The sequence below is a fragment of the Thermodesulfatator indicus DSM 15286 genome (genome assembly GCF_000217795.1).
GTDB classification, from domain to species: Bacteria; Desulfobacterota; Thermodesulfobacteria; order Thermodesulfobacteriales; family Thermodesulfatatoraceae; genus Thermodesulfatator; species Thermodesulfatator indicus.
Genome location: NC_015681.1, coordinates 2,306,202 through 2,322,224, shown reverse-complemented (window position 1 = coordinate 2,322,224; position 16,023 = coordinate 2,306,202). Strand labels below are relative to the sequence as shown.

The window sequence follows — 16,023 nt, the reverse complement described above, 5'->3', positions numbered from 1 at the left end:
TAATTTTTTCAAGTTTTTTCAAAAAAATTTCTTTTATTTAGGTATATGAATATCTAATTACAAAAGCGAACTTTTTTAGTCGATAAAGTATTGCTGCTGACATAATCGCTAAAGCAAAATAACCTTCGCTGTCACTGCGAGGTCTCGTTAGAGTTCGAAGCAGTCTCAGGGATTACTTCGCTTCGCTCGTAATGACTCAACTATCGCCTATTTCTATATTCAACTATCGCCTATTTAGTGATTCCATTCCTGTGAAAACATCGACCAATAACCACCAACTCTAGTTCAAGAGAGATTCCTGTGCGTGGTCAAAGCCTACAATTTGTTGTGCCTGCTGGTGGTCGGTCAGGTTAATATCGCACTCTTTGGCTTCAGTGGGGGCTACGACCTTACCTCGCTGTTTTATGCCGCTACCACTTTATACCCAAGTCTTTCTGCTTCTTCTTTTATTTTTGTCAATAATCTCTCCCTATTTATCTGCTTCAGATGATTTGCCCCTAATTCCCTGTATTCCTGACCCTCTTTGATGATAAAATACACCGCTTTCAATATCTTATGCGCTATGGCCCCTATGGCTTTCTTAGGCCCTCGACGAGCACGAAGTTGCCTATATTTTGCCGCATAATATGTCCCTTTCTTCCTCGTGGCCGCCCAAGACACCTCTATCAAAACGCTTCTTAAAGGATGTTTCTTTACCGGGCTCTTGCCGCTAATCCTCTTTCCTCCACTTTCGTTATTCCCTGGACAAACTCCTGCCCAACTGGCTAGCGCCCTCTCATTTGGAAAACTTCTCAGATCCGGCCCTACTTCTGCCAAAATAGCTCGCGCTGAAACTTCACTTACTCCTGGTATCCCTTTTAATCTCTCTATTAAATCTTCATGGTGTCTCATTACTTCCTTGATCCTTATATCCATAATCCCTATCTCTTTTTCCAGAGTCTCTATTATGCTTAAGAGCGAATGCAAAAGAAAACGATGATGCTCTTCGAAAAAGCCACAAATAGAGCGATAGAGCTCTTCTACTTTCTTCTTAAGTTTCCCTTTAGCACAACCCTAACTTCTTCAAGGCTAGGCTTGGGGGTCTCTAAAAGTAATCTCATGATTTGACGACCTGTTTCCCCAAACAAATCTGAAACTACATTGTCTAGCTTAATATTTGCTGATTCAAAAAGCTTTTGAACTCTTTTCTTATAATCAGCAAGCGTTTTGACATGTTTCTGTCTAAGTCGTACTAGCTCTCTCCAGAAACGAACTTGTTTTGGGGGAATATAACTTGCCCGTAGCAGACCTACACGAAGTAATTCTGCTAACCAGCGGCTGTCTGAGACATCCGTCTTTCGTCCAGGGACATTTTTGATATGCCTGGCATTGACTAAGATCACTTCCACATAGCCTTCTAAAATATTGTGTATAGGCTGCCAGTAAACACCTGTGCTTTCCATGGCTACAATGGGACAATCTTTTTCGATCAGCCATTCTCTCAGGGCTATAAGATCGTCGGTAAAAGTTTCAAATTCTCGAACTTCGACTTCTATAGAACCATCAGGAAGAGTCTTTAGGATACATGCTGAGACGAAACGCTTATGAACGTCAAGGCCACAACAAATGGGATGAATAATTCTTAAAACCTGGTTATTTTCTTTTTCAGGAGCCATGGGTATATACCTCCTTTTTAAAGACTTTTTGAAGCAACAAAATATCCATAGCTCCTCTCTTTTCAATGTTTTCATGCCTTCGTTGTGCCCCTTTGGGGCATGGAGGTTAATAATAATCAGTGTATGAGTGTGCTTTGAAATGCCGGTAAAAATAGCAATCAAAAAATTTATTTTTTTATTGTTTAAGTTATAATAGAAGAGCTAAACATAGGGGGCTGTGTATGGATGTAATAATTTTTTATGTAACTTGTGGTAGCGAGGCTGAAGCTCAAAAGATAGCCAAAGCCCTTCTTGAAGAAAGGCTCATTGCCTGTGCTAATCTTTATCCAGCTATAAAATCTCTTTACTGGTGGGAAGGAAAAATTCAGGAAGACCATGAGGTGGTTCTTATTATGAAAACAAGAAAAGACTTAGCACCAAAAGTTACAACCAGGGTAAAAGAACTTCATTCTTACGAATGTCCCTGCATTTTGACCTTTTCGGTTAAAGAGGGCTATGAACCTTTTATAGACTGGATAAAAAAGGAAACAGGGGGGTAAAAAGAGATGAGGGGATTTAATTTTTTGACAGCTTTGATGGCGTTATTGGGGCTTTTGTTGACCTCTTGTGTTTCGTCTGGGGTTAAAACCCAAGTGGATACGACCGGTCCTTCGGCTGGAGAGGTGCTTACTTATAAAGGGCCCAAGGCCAGAATAGCGGTGGCTAGTTTTAAGTGTAAAGCGGCTAAGTGTTCTGGGCAGATTGGTAACGGCATTGCTGATATGCTGGCTACAGCCCTTTTCCGTAGTGGTCGTTTCATAGTACTTGAAAGGGGAGAAGGGCTTTCTGCCATTAAAGAAGAACTGGCTTTAGGGCAGTCTGGTTACGTGCGTCCAGGTGCTGCCCCTCAGGCCGGCCAAATGGAAGGAGCCGACATTTTGGTAGTAGGAGCCATCACCGCCTTTGAACCAGATGCCGGTGGCTTTGGGGCTGGCGGTATAGTAGTCCCATTTAAAGTTCCTGTAATTGGTGGAGTAAAAGTCGGTAAAAAAGAAGCTTATATTGCCGTTGACTTGCGTTTAATAGACGTGCGAACCGGCAGGGTCATAAATGCTACTACCGTAGAAGGCAAAGCCTCTTCTTGGAAAATAGGTGGTCTCGGCGGTGGTATTTTCGGGGATATAGGCCTTGGTGGTGGCCTTGAAATGTATAAAAACACCCCTATGGAAAAGGCTATCCGGGTAATGCTTAATAATGCCGTTGAGGCTATCGCCAAGCTGGTACCAGAAAATTATTACCGCTGGGGGCAGGAAGGAGCGGTTAAACCTGTGCCTCAGGCTCCAGCGGTTTCTTCTTCAAATATAGTTGGCGGTCAACCAGCAAATATAGTTGGCGGCCAACCAGCTAGCGGAGGTATTGTTGGCGGGGCGGAGAACTTCGTTCCCGGTAAAAAAGTTCTTTTTCAGGAAGACTTTTCTGAGTACAACCTCGGTGATATTCCCACAAAAATCCGAATAGTTGAAGGCCAGGTAGAAGTAGCTTCTTTTAGTGGCAAAAAGTGGATGCGGGCTCTGGCCGGTGGAAGGGTTATTGCGGAGAAAAAAATTAAACTTCCCGCCAATTTTGCCGTGGAGTGGGAAGTTTATTTTAGCAAACCCCGTTCAGGTTTCGGGCACGCTATGTTTCTTGGGCCTGCAAGAAATCCATTCTCCAAGGATGTCTTACATTGGGCCTCTGACTGGAGCTATCCTCGCTGGAGCGATAAAGAGATCAGAACGGTAAAACTGCAAACTGGAAGAGTCTATCATTTCGCCGTGCAACAAAAGGACGGTATGATAAAGATATATGTAAATGGCCGTCGCGTTTATCAAGAACCATTAGGGATTATGGGGGCTACTATGCCTAATAGGGATCAGGTTACTTTTGGTATCTGGGGCTATAATCCTGCAGAAGGATACGAGTGTCTCATAACCAATATCAAAATTACAGCCTACTAAGGAGGAAAACATGTCTAGAATTTTTATTTTGTTAATGGCTCTAGTTATTTTTAGCTCAAGCCAGGCCCTGGCTTTTAAACTCCCCTCTTACCAGGAAGTATGCGCTCTTTTGACTGACCTTCAGGGCTGGCAGGCGGAGAACTGTTCTGGCATGAACATGAACACTCCTATGGGAGAAATTGTTACCGCGGAACGTAGTTACAAAAAAGGAAATTATGAAATATCTGTCATGGTGATCCACGGTATACAGGCTACTCAATTTTGGCAGCCTTTTGCTTATGTAACAGAGGTGGATACACCAGAGAATTACTCAAAATTAACCACGGTAGATGGTTTTAAAGTTGGCATTTCCCACGAAAAGCAAACTAACTCTGGCTCTGTAGTTGTTCTTTTAAACGAAAAAGATTCTATGGCGGCTACAATTTTTGTCGTTCAATATAATGATATGTCCTGGAAAGACGGCCTTAGATTAGCCCGCCAGTTTGACTGGAAAAAGATAGAAAAAGCATTCAAGTAATAAAGAAGCCTCCCACAAGGGGAGGCTTCTTTAGACTAATTTTTTGCCGGTGGTAGTCATAGCTAGTTGACAATGAATGATACCTTTTAGGGACTTAATTTTGTCAGACAGTTCTTTTATATTTTCAGCTTTGCCTTTCACTATTACTACTTCTAAACAGCGATCATGGTCAAGGTGCACGTGCTGGGTAGAAATGATTTCCTGATAATGGTCATGCTGGATGTCCATTAGCCTATCAGCCAGTTCCCTTTTGTGATGGTCATAGACGTAAGTAATAGTGCCAATCACTTCCTCATTGCTTTCACGCCATTCTTCTTCAACCAGTTTTTCCCTTATAAGGTCACGAATTGCCTCAGAACGATTGGTGTAATGGCGACGTTCGATGTAGCGATCAAATTCTTCTAGTAATTTAGCAGGCATAGAAACTCCAAAACGATAAAGTTCGGCCATATTTTCCTCCTCAGATTGAGCTGTTCGTAAATATTTAATCAGAAATTAAAAACAAAAACTTGTCAAAGTCAAAAGCTTTTGTTATCCGTGCCAGAGCTAGGAGGTGAAATCATGACGGAAAAAGAAAGAATTAAATACCAAATTTTAAGGGCCCTTAAAGCAAAGCCAATGAGTTTTTGGGAGTTAATAAATTATCAAGATGCCCACCTGGTTGCTTTTTTTGAAGCGGTAAAAGAATTACTTGACGAAGGTGTCTTAAAACAAGAAGACAAACTTTTAAAACTGGTAAAAGATGTCGAAATACATCCTCTTGAGGATACCATTTGTCACTGCTGTGGCCTAGGAATTGAAATTAAGGGCTTTTTTCGCGAGGTTTATGAAAAATTTGAAAAAATTTGTGAAGGAAGGCCGCTTCCTACCAGCGATTTTGATCAGGGTTTTATTCGTCCTGTGGACACTATGAAACGGGTGGTTTATCTCTATCAGCGTGGAGACCTTGAAAATGCCGAAATTTTTATCCTAGGTGATGATGACCTCTTCTCTATAGCAGCCGCGCTTACTGGCCTTCCCAAAAAGATAGTGGTAGTGGAAATCGATGAAAGGATAAATAATTTCATTCGCAAATTCTGCGAAGAAGAAAAAATATCTAATATTGAAGTTTATAATTATAACGTTATCGAAGAGCTTGATCCTTCTTTGCGCGGTAAGTTTGATGTTTTCGTGACTGACCCGGTGGAAACCAAAAAAGGTTTAAAACTTTTTGTAGGACGCTGTATTGAGGCCCTGAAAGGGCCTGGTTCGGCTGGTTATATGGGTTTTACCCACCGTGAGGCCTCACTTCGCAAGTGGTTTGATTTTCAAAAGTTTATCCTTTCAGCAGGTCTGGTGATTACCGATATCTTACGCGATTTTACTACCTATCCTGAACGAGAAAATCGCTGGGAGGACTTCTATCGTACTTATGAGATTATGAAGAAAATGGAATTGCCTATGCCCGAAGTTGATTGGTATAAATCCTGTTTTGTCCGTTTTGAAGTTATAGAAGGCCCATCTCTTCCACCTTTTGATAAGCCTAAAAACCTTGAAGAACTTTATTTTGATGAAGAGTCCTGGGCCACACCCCTTCCTTCTTTCATGGAAAAATAAATAAGACAGAGGGCCTGTGGCGAAGAATTGAGTCGTTTACAGGCCCTTCCTATTTATTCAAGTAGTCTTCTTTTATTATGGCCAGGCCTTTTATGTCTTTGTAACGGCGTCCTAGAATTCCTGGCCAAGCGGGCATCTAGGAGTTATTCCTTCAACAATCATCTTGTATAAAATTGTACAGCTCCATAAGAGACAATAATAGCCAAAATTATTCTTAAACCTATCAATATCCACGGGTTGGCTCCAAATATTATGAACAAAGCGGGGTCCTCTATTAAAGCGTGGGCTATCATGAGAAAAGTTCCTATAAATAAAAGCTGTTGAGGATTAAGTTTTTCTTTTTCTTTTAATAATATGCCAGCTCCGTAAGTAATGCCTAAAAATATTCCCGTAAAGATAGAAAAAGACATACTAAAGCTTTTCTTTTTCAAAATAATTTTTTTAATGATGTCCATTACGAAAATAATAACGGTTACCAATATAATAATTTTAACTGCAAGTGCTGAAGCCTTAGTTAAAGATGCTATTATCATATCTCCAAAAGATTGATAATTAGAAAGCTCGATTGTTTTTTTGACGGTATGTCCTTCTATATTTAGGGGAAGAATTCTAATAATAAGAATAGCTAATATTCCTGTCAGTAATCGTAAGATTGTAGAATAGATATGTGATATTCCCAGTTGTTTCATAATGGTGTTTTCAATAGGTAGCGAGTGAGTTATGCCTAAAAAAAGTCCTAGAATAGTCCACTCGTAGGGGGTTAAGCCTAAAGGTGCAGCAAAAGCAATAGCTGCGTAAAGGTTAAATAAAATTCCTGCGGCCACAGAAAGCGATACTTCAGGAGAAAGCCCCATAATAAAGGTAATAGGTTTGAAGATAAAAGATATTTTAGGAAGAATATCAAAATAAATCAGTATATCAGCAAGAATATAGAAAGGAATTATTAGCTTAATTATTAAGAGGGCTGTCTTAAAAGCAGAGTTTACAGAGTCTTTCATTGGCTTGTTTAAATCCTTAAAAGAGCTACCAGTGAAGGGCCTATAAAGTGGACCCAGATAAAAGTAACGAGCCAGGCTACTGAAAGAGTCCAGGCTACAATTATGGTTGGCCAGCGCCAGGAGCCAGTTTCCATTTTAATAACCGGAAGAGTTGCCATGCAAGGAACCATAAGCAGGGAAAAAAGCATAAGGCCTATAGCAGTAACGGTGTTAAAAATAGGGTCTTTTTTTATGTGCTCAATGAGAGAGACCTCGTTTCCTTCAACATCACTTAAGGCGTATATCTGAGAGAGGGTGGCCACCAGGACTTCTTTAGCGGCAAAGGCCGAAGTCAAAGCAATTCCTATTCTCCAGTCAAAACCAAGTGGTTTGAGAATAGGTTCTATTAAGCGTCCAAAATGGCCGGCATAGCTTTTAGAAAGTTTTTCAGCAGCTTCTTCTCGTTTTATTTGTTCTAAAATGATTTTGTTAGGAGCATTGGCCTTTAGCGCTTTGTAATCTTTAGAAAGCTCAGGATTAAGAGGGAAGGTAAAGAGTATCCACATCACAATGGAAATTCCTAAAATAACTGTGCCTGCTTTTCTCACGTAAAGTACTGAACGGTTCCACATTTGCAGTAAGATATTTTTCAAAGTGGGAAAGCGATAAGGGGGCAATTCCATGAGAAAAGGGGAGGGCTGTCCTCTAAAAAATAAAAGTCTAGCTAATACCACGGTTATTAAAGCTACTAAAAGTCCGGTAAGATACATGGCCAGAAGAACCAGGCCCTGGAGATTAAAAATCCAGACCTTTTTGGCTGGGATAAAGGCGGCAATAAGCAAGGTATAAATGGGTAATCTTGCTGAACAGCTCATAAAAGGAGCGGCCAATATGGTCAACAATCTCTGCTGATAATTTTCAATGGTGCGGGTGGCCATAATGCCTGGGATATTGCAGGCAAAAGAAGAAAGCAAGGGTACGAAGGATTTGCCATTTAAACCGAAAGGCTTTAAAAGTCTATCTACTACGAAGGCTGCTCGGGGCATGTAACCGGAATCTTCAAGTAGAGAAATAAGAAAGAAAAGAATCAATATTTGAGGCAAAAATACGAGAACTCCTCCAACGCCAGCAATTATACCATCTACAATTAAACTTTTGAGGAAGCTATCTCCCATGCGAGAGCCAATAAATTCTCCAAGCCAACTAAAAAACTGATTGATAAGATCCATGAAGGGGGCAGACCAGGAAAATACAGCCTGGAAAAGTAGTAACATTATCCCTAAAAAAATGGGGATACCAAATATTCGATGGCAAACTATAGCATCGATACGATCACTTAGTGTTTTTTGTGGATGATACTTGACTACATCTTTAAGAATTTCCTGAATAGTACGGTAACGGTATTCAGCCAACAGGGGTTCAGGTTCTTCTCCGAGATCTTTTCTTATTTTCTGGCGCGCTTTGTCTAATAAAGCTAAAAAATCTTTACCAAGCCCTTTTTCTCGCACCAAAAAATTGATTATATCTTCGTCTCCTTCTATGGCTTTTAAGGCCAGCCAAAAAACTGGATAGTCACTAAGTTCCGGTTTTTCTGAAAGAAAGCGAGTTAATCTTTCAACTTCTTCTTGAAAAGGTTTGGGGAGCGATAAAAATATTTTTGGTTTGGCAGTATCAGGGTTTTCAATAACATCTTTTAAAACTTTTTTTAATTTGTCAAAACCTATTCCTCTGTGGCCAATGGTGGGAATTACCGGCACGCCGATTTTTTTTTCAAGTCTTTTAAAATTTATTTTTAAGCCCTTTTTTTCGGCGTCGTCTATCATGTTTAGTACCAACACTACCGGGACACCTAGTTCAAAAAGCTGCATGGTAAGATAAAGATTCCGTTCAAGGTTTGAGGCATCGATGATATTTACAACCACCGCGGGTTTTTCTTCTACAATTACTCGTCGGGCTACCACTTCTTCTGGAGAATAAGAGGTAAGCGAATAAGTACCAGGGAGGTCTACTACCCTTATAAAATAGCCGTTTAAGCGAAGAAAACCTTCTTTTCTTTCAACGGTAACCCCTGGATAATTTCCTACTTTTTGTTTGGCTCCGGTAAGGGCGTTAAATATAGTAGTTTTTCCAGCGTTAGGGTTTCCGGCAAGAGCTATTTTTATCTCTTCGGACATAAACATTCCTCTCCTAAACTATGTGGTGTTTATAAATTGAACTAGCCAAAGGTAATCCCTTGCAGTTTTTACAATAACACCATGCATTTTATTGCAAACTCTTTTCAATTAACACAAGGAAAGACTACCAGCAAGGTATAATTAAACAAACCCCCTAATCCCCGGTAAAGCATTGGATCCTTGCCCCCAAACCCACCTGGGTTAAGGCAAGGGTTTGTGCGTTAAAGCGAGCTAGTGTTTTATTGGTTTTAAGAGGTGAAGCCCTATAATGATTATGCCTCCGAAGAAAGCTCGTATATTTTTACAAAATCAGTCTCATTAATTTAAAAAAATTCCGTTAATTACGAAAGCTATTTTAAGCAACCTTTATTCCTGTTTAAATGGGAATCAAGGTTAAAGGCTCATGATTCAAATTAATAATTGTTTAGTTACAATTTTGTTACAAAAATAACCACCTTTTTACTTTTGGTTAGTATATAAAATTTTTAGAGCAATTTTTTAATTGTAAGGAGGTGTCCGGTGAGGTTACGACTATTTTTATTGAGTGTATTTTTGGCTGGGGGGATAGTAGTTGCTTGTGCTCCAAAAGGCCAAGCCCCTGTGGAAGGAGGAGTACCGGTAAAACAGGTATCAGGTCATCCTCCCCTTACGGAACAAGAAAAATTGATGCCATGTGCTAGCTGTCATAAAGAGGAAACCCCTGATATCTACGACGAGTGGTTTAACTCTGTCCATGGGCTTGACAACGTCAAATGTTATCAGTGTCACGGTACTTTTGAGAATTTTGAAGTGCGTCCGGAGCCGGCTAGATGTATGCCTTGTCATGCTAAACAGGTACAGACAGCCCCTAAAGACAAATCTTGTACACAGTGCCATCCGGCCCACAAATTTAGTGTACATAAGTAATTTTTAAGGAGGTGTTTTTATGGCCCTTACTAGAAGAGAATTTTTAAAAAGAACGGCCGCTTTAACCGCTGCTTCCTTGGTGGGTATGAAGCTTCCCTTTGTTTTAGACCAGGAAGCACAAGCAGCGGATGCTGATAAATGGGTTCGTGGAGTTTGCCGTTTTTGCGGAGTGGGCTGCCGCGTAGAGCTTGGTCTTAAAAATGGGAAACCCGTAGCCATAAGAGGAGTGCCCCAATCACGTACTAATTTCGGCTTTCTATGTATGAAGGGTATGCTTTTTTATCAAATTATGAATCATCCTGAGCGTCTTAAAAAACCACTTTATCGAGCTAGTAAAAAGGAAAAGTTCCGCGAAATTTCTTGGGAAGAAGCCTTAGATATTGCCGCTGAAAAGTTTGCCCAGGCAGTTAAAAACTATGGGCCTAATTCGGTAGCTTATTATGGCTCTGGTCAGGCCTTGACTGAAGAGACCTATCTTTTTCAGAAAGTCATGCGAGCTGGTCTTCGGACCAATAATGTAGAAGGCAACCCCCGTCTTTGTATGGCCAGTGCCGTAGGCGGCTATCTAACCTCTTTTGGAGCTGATGAGCCCATTGGTTCTTATGCCGACATTGAACAAGCCTTTTGTTTCTTTATCATTGGAAGTAATATGGCTGAGGCCCATCCTGTACTTTTCCGTCGGGTGATGCGCCGCAAACTTGATAATCCCCAAAAAGTTTTCGTTATCAATGCTGACCCGCGTGTATCACCTACCTCTCGTATTGCCGATATCCATCTTCAGTTCAAGCCAGGCACGGACTTGGCTCTTCTAAACGCCATGGCCTATGTAATTGTTGAAGAAAAACTCTATGACGAAAACTTCATTAAAAATTACTGTGTCTTTAGAGTAGGGAAAAACAAGAAAAAAGTCTCATTTGAAGAATACAAAAAATTCTTGGCCGCTTATACCCCTGAACGAGCAGCCGAAATCTGTGGTGGAAATATAACTCCTGAGATTATCCGTTTAGTAGCCCGCAAATTTGCTACTTCTCCCGCCACTATGAGTTTTTGGACTATGGGGCTTAACCAGCGTATCCGCGGGGTTTGGGCCAATAATCTGGTTCATAATCTCCATCTGCTTACTGGCCAACTTTGTCGTCCAGGAGCTGATAGTTTTTCTCTTACCGGCCAGCCTAATGCCTGTGGTGGAGTACGTGAAGGTGGTGGACTATGCCATATCCTTCCTGGGCATCGTCCGGTTAAAGTAGATAAATTGCGCCATCAGGTAGAAGATCTTTGGGGAGTACCACGCGGTAGAATTCCTGCCAAACCCGGCTACCACACTATCGCCATGTTTAAAGCTGTAAACGAAGGTAAAATCAAAGCCATATGGATAAACTGCACCAGTCCGGCTCAGAGCCTACCTGACGTTGACAAGTATCGTAAAGGCATGGCCCGCGAAGATGTTTTTATGGTAGTAACGGATATATTTCCCACCAAGACCACAGAGCTTGCCAATCTGGTATTGCCCACCGCTTTTCACTTTGAAAAGACAGGAGTTTACGGATGTACCGAACGCCGTTCGCAAATCACAGTTAAGACCATTGATCCTCCGGGAGAAGCTAAGCCTGAAGTATGGATTGTGCGTGAATGGGCTTTAAAACTTGCGGAAAAACTAAATGATCCTGTTATCAAAAAGACAGTAGAACCGTTTATAGGTCTTGAGGAAGGTTTTGCCTTACCAAAGGCTATTTGGGACGAATACACCCAGAAGCTTACCGCTGGCCGTGATAATGACCTGCGTGGGGCTACTTATGAAGTACTCATGCAGAGGCCTGACGGTGTGCAGTGGCCTGCTCCTACTAAAGAATGGGCTCTAAAAGGCGGCACTTACAAAAAATTTGTACGCGGCCTTGACCCCTTAGCCGATGAACATGCTGTTGACGAAAAGCCATATCAGTTCTATGGCCCAGCCCATAAAGACCATAAGCTTTGGATTTGGCTAAGGCCTTATAAAGGTGCCGCTGAAGAACCAGACGCTGAGTATCCTTTCTATCTCTCTACCGGGCGTATTATTGATCACTGGCATACCACCAGTATGACTGGTCGCATCAAAGAATTGTTAAGGGCCAATCCATATGCCTTTGTGGAAATTAATCCCAAAGACGCCAAGCGACTGGGTATTAACCCTGGAGATATGGTTCTGGTAGAAACCAGGCGTGGACGAAATATACTTCCAGCCAAAGTTTATGAAGGCCCCATGGAAGGTATGGTTTTTGTTTACTGGCATGATATGTATGAAGAACGTATGATTAACCGGGTTACCAAAGATGCTTTTGACCCGGGTTCAAAAGAACCAGAGTTTAAGATTTGTGCTTGTCGCATCAAAAGGATTTCCGGTCCTAAGCCTTTAAAACCTTATGTGGTAGGACACAAGATGTAAAATAAAGCCCCGCTTTAAGCGGGGCCTTTTAGTTAACGAGGTGCTGAAATGCCTATAGGTGGTTTTGTGGTCCATGTAGTCCCGGGTGAAAAAGATAAAGTTCTTGACTCATTGGCCTCTTTTTCTGGTCTTACTATTTACGGCCACGACGAGAAAGGTCATATTATCATTGTCCTGGACACTAATACCTCGGAAGAGATGGAAAAAATTGTTGATCATATTACTCAGATTGATGGTGTTATAAACTGCGACCTGGCTTACCTTCATGGTGAAGACGAAGTGAAAAAAATAGAAGCTGGTGAATATAAACCCAAAATCCGTTTTAGCCGTGTTAAAAAAGACTCGTAGATCTTTCCTGGCAAGTTTGTTAGCTTTTTTATCTCTTCCCAATGTATCTAAAGGAGGCCTATTGGCCTCGCCGGTTAAGCGCAACCACTTAAGGCCTCCTGGGGCTGTTTCTGAAGACTTATTTGCCGCCAAGTGCGTGCGCTGTGGCCGTTGCGCCGAAATTTGCCCCTATCATTCTATTAGAATTCTTGATATTCGCCAGGGAATTTTTGCAGGTACTCCTATTATCGAAGTGGAAAAGATTCCCTGTTATCTCTGTATGAAGTGCGTAGAGGTCTGTCCTACGGGAACGCTTCTTCCGGTTAAGATGGAAGAAGTACGTATGGGAGTGGCGGTTATTAACAAAAGATATTGTATAACTTGGGTAGGGCAGGCTTTATGTCGCACCTGTTACAATGTCTGTCCCCTGAAAGAGAAAGCAATTAAACTTGATCAGCTAAGGCCGGTTGTTATCGAAGAAAATTGCACAGGCTGTGGTCTCTGTACCCATAGTTGTCCTTTAAATCCTAAAGCTATCAACATCGAACCAATTTACGCCTTTAGAAAGAGATAGAAAATGTCTAAAAATTACAAGCGTTTGAGATTTTTAATCCTTTTTCTGGCCTTTTTAGTTATTTTAGTGAATCCCTTTCTCAATTACTATTTTCAAATAAGTTTTATCCAGGGATGGTATCAATCACTGAGTATAGGTAAACTGTGGTTTGTTTCTCCTCTTGAGGGCTTTGAAAGCATTTTAATTTCCAAAACAATTTATCTTCCTCTTTTAATAGCTCTATTGTGGCCAGTGCTTCTAGCTTCATTTTTAGGTAGGGTTTTCTGTAGTTGGATTTGTCCTATAAGTTTTCTTTCAGAACTTCAAGAACGTCTTTTAAAAGTTTTTAAGTTCAAAAGAAAAAGGGACCTAATAATTTTACCTAGGCGTACTATTTGGTTTACCTTAATTGGTGATGTAATTTTAGCTATGATCCTTGGGGCTCCAATTTTCGTTTTTCTTTCTCCTCCTGGTTTAGTTGGGCGCGAAATAATGATGGCGGTTTTCTTCCACACTCTGGCTATTGAAGGAATAGTAATTCTACTAGTTCTTTTTATGAATTTTTTCACCCGTAGATTTTTTTGTCGATATTTTTGCCCCTTAGGGGGAATGTTAGCCTTTCTCGGAAGTAAGCGTTCTTTAAGAATTATTAGAGATAAAGATTCTTGTAAAGAATGTAGAATGTGTGAAAGGGTGTGTCCCTTGGGGCTTTCACCTTTAAAAGACGAAAGTAAGGATGTTTATTGTTGGAATTGTGGAGATTGTTTGGATGCCTGCCGTTTTAAAGCCTTAAGATTTCATTGGAAACCTAATCTCCCTCAGGATTAAAACGATAGCCAACACCAGGGTGGGTAATTATATATCGAGGGTTTTCGGGGTCTGGTTCTATTTTTTGTCGTAGGCGCTGTATGTGAACGTCTAAGGCTCTACTCCACGGATAAATTTCCTTGCCGGGCCATAACTGGCTTCTTATAAAATCCCGAGTTAGGACTTCATTGGCGTGAGCGGCTAAAATTTTTAAAAGGTCAAATTCTTTTTTGGTAAGTCTTATGGTTTTTCCGTTAATATTTACTTCTCGGCGATTAAAATCTATTTTAAAAATCCCTAGTTCTAGTATTTCCTTTTTCTTATAAATTTTTTTAGCTCGGCGTAAACAGGCTTTTATACGAGCCAAAATTTCTAGATACTCAAAAGGCTTAACTAAATAATCATCAGCACCACTTTCTAGCCCTCTTACTTTGTCAGAAAGGCTATCTCGAGCGGTTAACATTATTATGGGAACATCGCTTTTTTGGCGAATCTTTTGACAGAGCTTGATGCCGTCAATATCAGGAAGGTTTAAGTCAAGTATTATTAAATCAGGATCTTGCTCTACAAGTTCTAGCCCTTTTAAGCCGTTTTCCGCTTCTAAAACCTCAAAGCCGTCAAGTTCTAAGTGTTCCTTTAGAACGTAAATTATGTCGAGATCATCTTCTATGATTAAAATCTTGGCTTTAGGGTGCATTTATTCCCCCTTTTTGGGCAAGGTGAACTTAAAAACACAACCTTGATGGTCAGGTTCTTCCACCCAAATTTTACCACCATGATTTTCTACAATGCCTTTACAAATTGCTAAGCCCAAACCAATACCTTCTCTTTGGTTTTTAGCTACCCGATAAAACTTGTTAAAAACCTTTTCTCTTTCTTCCTTAGGGATACCAGGGCCAAAATCTTCTATTGAAACAATAACTTCATCTTTATTTTCAGAAACAGTTATTATAATCTTTCCTTCAGGAGGTGAAAATTTTATAGCATTTACTAACAAGTTGGAAATTACTTGCTGTATTTTTTCATAATCAAAATAAGTAGTAGTATCTTTTCCTTTTATTTCAATTTTAATATTTTTTTGATTGGCTAAAGGGCTAACTAATAGAATAGCATCTTCAATGACTTCAAAAATGCTATTTTCTTCTTTCATTAATTCTATTTGTCCGCTTTCTATCTTAGAGTAGTCTAAAAGATCTTTTATCATTTTGGCTAGTTTTTCAATGTTCTTTTTTATTATTTCTATTTGTTTTTGGTCAATATTTCCTTTTCTTTCTATAAGGTCAATTGTTCCCTTTATGGCAGTTACCGGAGTTTTGAGTTCATGAGTAATATTTGAAAAGAATTCAGATCTATATTTTTCAGCTTTTTTTAATTCCGAGTAAGCCTGGTATAACTCCTCGGTAGCTTTTTTAACTTCTTCTTCTAATTTCTCTTGATGTTTAACCAGTGTTTCTAACATGCTGTTAAAATATTTACTAAGTATTTGCCATTCATCTTTACTTTTTATATTAACTCTTGTACTTAAATTTCCTTTTTCTATTTCTTTAGTAGCTTTGATAAATTTATTTAGCTGGTTTAAAACAAAAAACTTTAGTAAAAGGTACAATGATAAAAAGATTAATATAGTGATAAAAATTGAAGATAAAATTAGTCCTTTGTAGCTCTTTTTTAATTCAGAAAGGAAGGGCTTGGCTGATAAAGTAATGCTGATACAAGCTGGTGGTTGATAATTTTCTATATCTGAATGGCAATTAGAACAAACTTTTTCAAATTCAAGGGGGGCTGCGTATCTAAAAAGGGGCTTTTTAGGATCATTTTCCAATTTCCAAAATTCTTTAAGTTTTTCTGTCTGGAAGGCTTGTATAGCTTCTTTTTCAAACTCATCGGGAATATGATAAGGAGTATTGGTATTAATAACAGCAACTTTAAAGGTGAATATCATATTTTGGGGCTTGGCAAAAGCTGCCAGTTCTTTGGTGAAATGGGAAGGTGTAATTTTTTCAAAATTTTCGCCATTTTTTATGTATATTCCGCCTTTGCTTGAAATCCATTCTCTGGCAAGCACTACAAATTCATAAATGGCTTTGGCTTCTCGGCGCATTTGTTGAAGATA

At 40.0% G+C, this 16,023-nt stretch carries 16 protein-coding genes; 9 read left to right on the top strand and 7 right to left on the bottom strand.

Annotated elements, in window-relative coordinates:
• Positions 1 to 402: 402 nt before the first annotated feature.
• Positions 403 to 915 (bottom strand): transposase, encoded by a 513-nt coding sequence (locus THEIN_RS12415; protein ID WP_245523077.1) that lies wholly within the window; start codon positions 913 to 915, stop codon positions 403 to 405.
• Between the two features lie 104 nt (positions 916 to 1,019).
• The gene (locus THEIN_RS12410) at positions 1,020 to 1,655 is read right to left on the bottom strand and encodes an IS110 family transposase (protein WP_245523076.1); all 636 of its coding nucleotides are present in this window, start codon (positions 1,653 to 1,655) and stop codon (positions 1,020 to 1,022) included.
• 221 nt (positions 1,656 to 1,876) lie between these two features.
• Here THEIN_RS12410 and cutA point away from each other — a divergent pair, with 221 nt between their 5' ends.
• The 3 genes from cutA to THEIN_RS11385 all read left to right on the top strand — a co-directional run bounded on the left by cutA (position 1,877) and on the right by THEIN_RS11385 (position 4,148).
• Positions 1,877 to 2,194 (top strand): divalent-cation tolerance protein CutA, encoded by a 318-nt coding sequence (cutA, locus tag THEIN_RS11395; RefSeq protein WP_013908816.1) that lies wholly within the window; start codon positions 1,877 to 1,879, stop codon positions 2,192 to 2,194.
• A gap of 93 nt (positions 2,195 to 2,287) precedes the next feature.
• On the top strand, positions 2,288 to 3,631 hold the full coding sequence (locus THEIN_RS11860) for a CsgG/HfaB family protein (protein WP_169311180.1): 1,344 nt from the start codon (positions 2,288 to 2,290) through the stop codon (positions 3,629 to 3,631).
• A 10-nt stretch (positions 3,632 to 3,641) separates the two neighbouring features.
• Complete coding sequence (locus THEIN_RS11385; RefSeq protein WP_013908814.1) at positions 3,642 to 4,148, top strand: hypothetical protein; 507 nt, start codon at positions 3,642 to 3,644, stop codon at positions 4,146 to 4,148.
• 30 nt (positions 4,149 to 4,178) lie between these two features.
• Here THEIN_RS11385 and nikR read toward each other — a convergent pair whose 3' ends face one another.
• Entirely contained in the window at positions 4,179 to 4,598 is a 420-nt protein-coding gene (gene nikR / locus THEIN_RS11380) for a nickel-responsive transcriptional regulator NikR (RefSeq protein WP_013908813.1), read from the bottom strand.
• A 111-nt stretch (positions 4,599 to 4,709) separates the two neighbouring features.
• On the opposite strand from nikR, the gene THEIN_RS11375 reads away from it, so the two are divergent.
• Entirely contained in the window at positions 4,710 to 5,744 is a 1,035-nt protein-coding gene (locus THEIN_RS11375; RefSeq protein WP_013908812.1) for a bis-aminopropyl spermidine synthase family protein, read from the top strand.
• Positions 5,745 to 5,902: 158 nt separating this feature from the next.
• Here THEIN_RS11375 and THEIN_RS11370 read toward each other — a convergent pair whose 3' ends face one another.
• Together THEIN_RS11370 and feoB are read right to left on the bottom strand one after the other, a co-directional pair.
• A complete protein-coding gene (locus tag THEIN_RS11370) occupies positions 5,903 to 6,742 on the bottom strand; it encodes a nucleoside recognition domain-containing protein (RefSeq protein WP_013908811.1) in 840 nt (279 codons plus the stop codon).
• A gap of 8 nt (positions 6,743 to 6,750) precedes the next feature.
• Entirely contained in the window at positions 6,751 to 8,895 is a 2,145-nt protein-coding gene (gene feoB, locus THEIN_RS11365) for a ferrous iron transport protein B (RefSeq protein WP_013908810.1), read from the bottom strand.
• 519 nt (positions 8,896 to 9,414) lie between these two features.
• Here feoB and THEIN_RS12280 point away from each other — a divergent pair.
• The 5 genes from THEIN_RS12280 to THEIN_RS11340 all read left to right on the top strand — a co-directional run bounded on the left by THEIN_RS12280 (position 9,415) and on the right by THEIN_RS11340 (position 13,931).
• Positions 9,415 to 9,801, top strand: a complete 387-nt coding sequence (locus THEIN_RS12280; protein ID WP_013908809.1) for a cytochrome c3 family protein — start codon at positions 9,415 to 9,417, stop codon at positions 9,799 to 9,801.
• Between the two features lie 19 nt (positions 9,802 to 9,820).
• Complete coding sequence (locus tag THEIN_RS11355; RefSeq protein WP_013908808.1) at positions 9,821 to 12,223, top strand: molybdopterin oxidoreductase family protein; 2,403 nt, start codon at positions 9,821 to 9,823, stop codon at positions 12,221 to 12,223.
• A gap of 48 nt (positions 12,224 to 12,271) precedes the next feature.
• Positions 12,272 to 12,571 carry a chaperone NapD gene (locus tag THEIN_RS11350; protein ID WP_013908807.1) on the top strand — a complete coding sequence of 100 codons (300 nt, stop codon included), beginning with the start codon at positions 12,272 to 12,274 and terminating at the stop codon, positions 12,569 to 12,571.
• Positions 12,572 to 12,632: 61 nt separating this feature from the next.
• Entirely contained in the window at positions 12,633 to 13,124 is a 492-nt protein-coding gene (locus THEIN_RS11345) for a 4Fe-4S dicluster domain-containing protein (protein ID WP_217125048.1), read from the top strand.
• Positions 13,125 to 13,127: 3 nt separating this feature from the next.
• Positions 13,128 to 13,931, top strand: coding sequence for a 4Fe-4S binding protein (locus tag THEIN_RS11340; RefSeq protein WP_013908805.1), 804 nt, complete (start codon positions 13,128 to 13,130; stop codon positions 13,929 to 13,931).
• Here the strand turns inward: THEIN_RS11340 and THEIN_RS11335 are convergent.
• Positions 13,912 to 14,607 carry a response regulator transcription factor gene (locus THEIN_RS11335; RefSeq protein ID WP_013908804.1) on the bottom strand — a complete coding sequence of 232 codons (696 nt, stop codon included), beginning with the start codon at positions 14,605 to 14,607 and terminating at the stop codon, positions 13,912 to 13,914. The genes THEIN_RS11340 and THEIN_RS11335 overlap by 20 nt on opposite strands.
• The gene (locus THEIN_RS11330; RefSeq protein ID WP_281054747.1) at positions 14,608 to 16,011 is read right to left on the bottom strand and encodes a sensor histidine kinase; all 1,404 of its coding nucleotides are present in this window, start codon (positions 16,009 to 16,011) and stop codon (positions 14,608 to 14,610) included.
• Positions 16,012 to 16,023: the final 12 nt, after the last annotated feature.

Excerpts from the sequence above, each read along its gene's own strand:
- THEIN_RS12415 (WP_245523077.1), bottom strand. The coding sequence starts at position 915 with ATGGATATAAGGATCAAGGAAGTAATGAGACACCATGAAGATTTAATA.
- THEIN_RS12410 (WP_245523076.1), bottom strand. The coding sequence starts at position 1,655 with ATGGCTCCTGAAAAAGAAAATAACCAGGTTTTAAGAATTATTCATCCC.
- cutA (WP_013908816.1), top strand. The coding sequence starts at position 1,877 with ATGGATGTAATAATTTTTTATGTAACTTGTGGTAGCGAGGCTGAAGCT.
- THEIN_RS11385 (WP_013908814.1), top strand. The coding sequence starts at position 3,642 with ATGTCTAGAATTTTTATTTTGTTAATGGCTCTAGTTATTTTTAGCTCA.
- nikR (WP_013908813.1), bottom strand. The coding sequence starts at position 4,598 with ATGGCCGAACTTTATCGTTTTGGAGTTTCTATGCCTGCTAAATTACTA.
- THEIN_RS11375 (WP_013908812.1), top strand. The coding sequence starts at position 4,710 with ATGACGGAAAAAGAAAGAATTAAATACCAAATTTTAAGGGCCCTTAAA.
- THEIN_RS11370 (WP_013908811.1), bottom strand. The coding sequence starts at position 6,742 with ATGAAAGACTCTGTAAACTCTGCTTTTAAGACAGCCCTCTTAATAATT.
- feoB (WP_013908810.1), bottom strand. The coding sequence starts at position 8,895 with ATGTCCGAAGAGATAAAAATAGCTCTTGCCGGAAACCCTAACGCTGGA.
- THEIN_RS11355 (WP_013908808.1), top strand. The coding sequence starts at position 9,821 with ATGGCCCTTACTAGAAGAGAATTTTTAAAAAGAACGGCCGCTTTAACC.
- THEIN_RS11350 (WP_013908807.1), top strand. The coding sequence starts at position 12,272 with ATGCCTATAGGTGGTTTTGTGGTCCATGTAGTCCCGGGTGAAAAAGAT.
- THEIN_RS11340 (WP_013908805.1), top strand. The coding sequence starts at position 13,128 with ATGTCTAAAAATTACAAGCGTTTGAGATTTTTAATCCTTTTTCTGGCC.
- THEIN_RS11335 (WP_013908804.1), bottom strand. The coding sequence starts at position 14,607 with ATGCACCCTAAAGCCAAGATTTTAATCATAGAAGATGATCTCGACATA.
- THEIN_RS11330 (WP_281054747.1), bottom strand. The coding sequence starts at position 16,011 with ATGCGCCGAGAAGCCAAAGCCATTTATGAATTTGTAGTGCTTGCCAGA.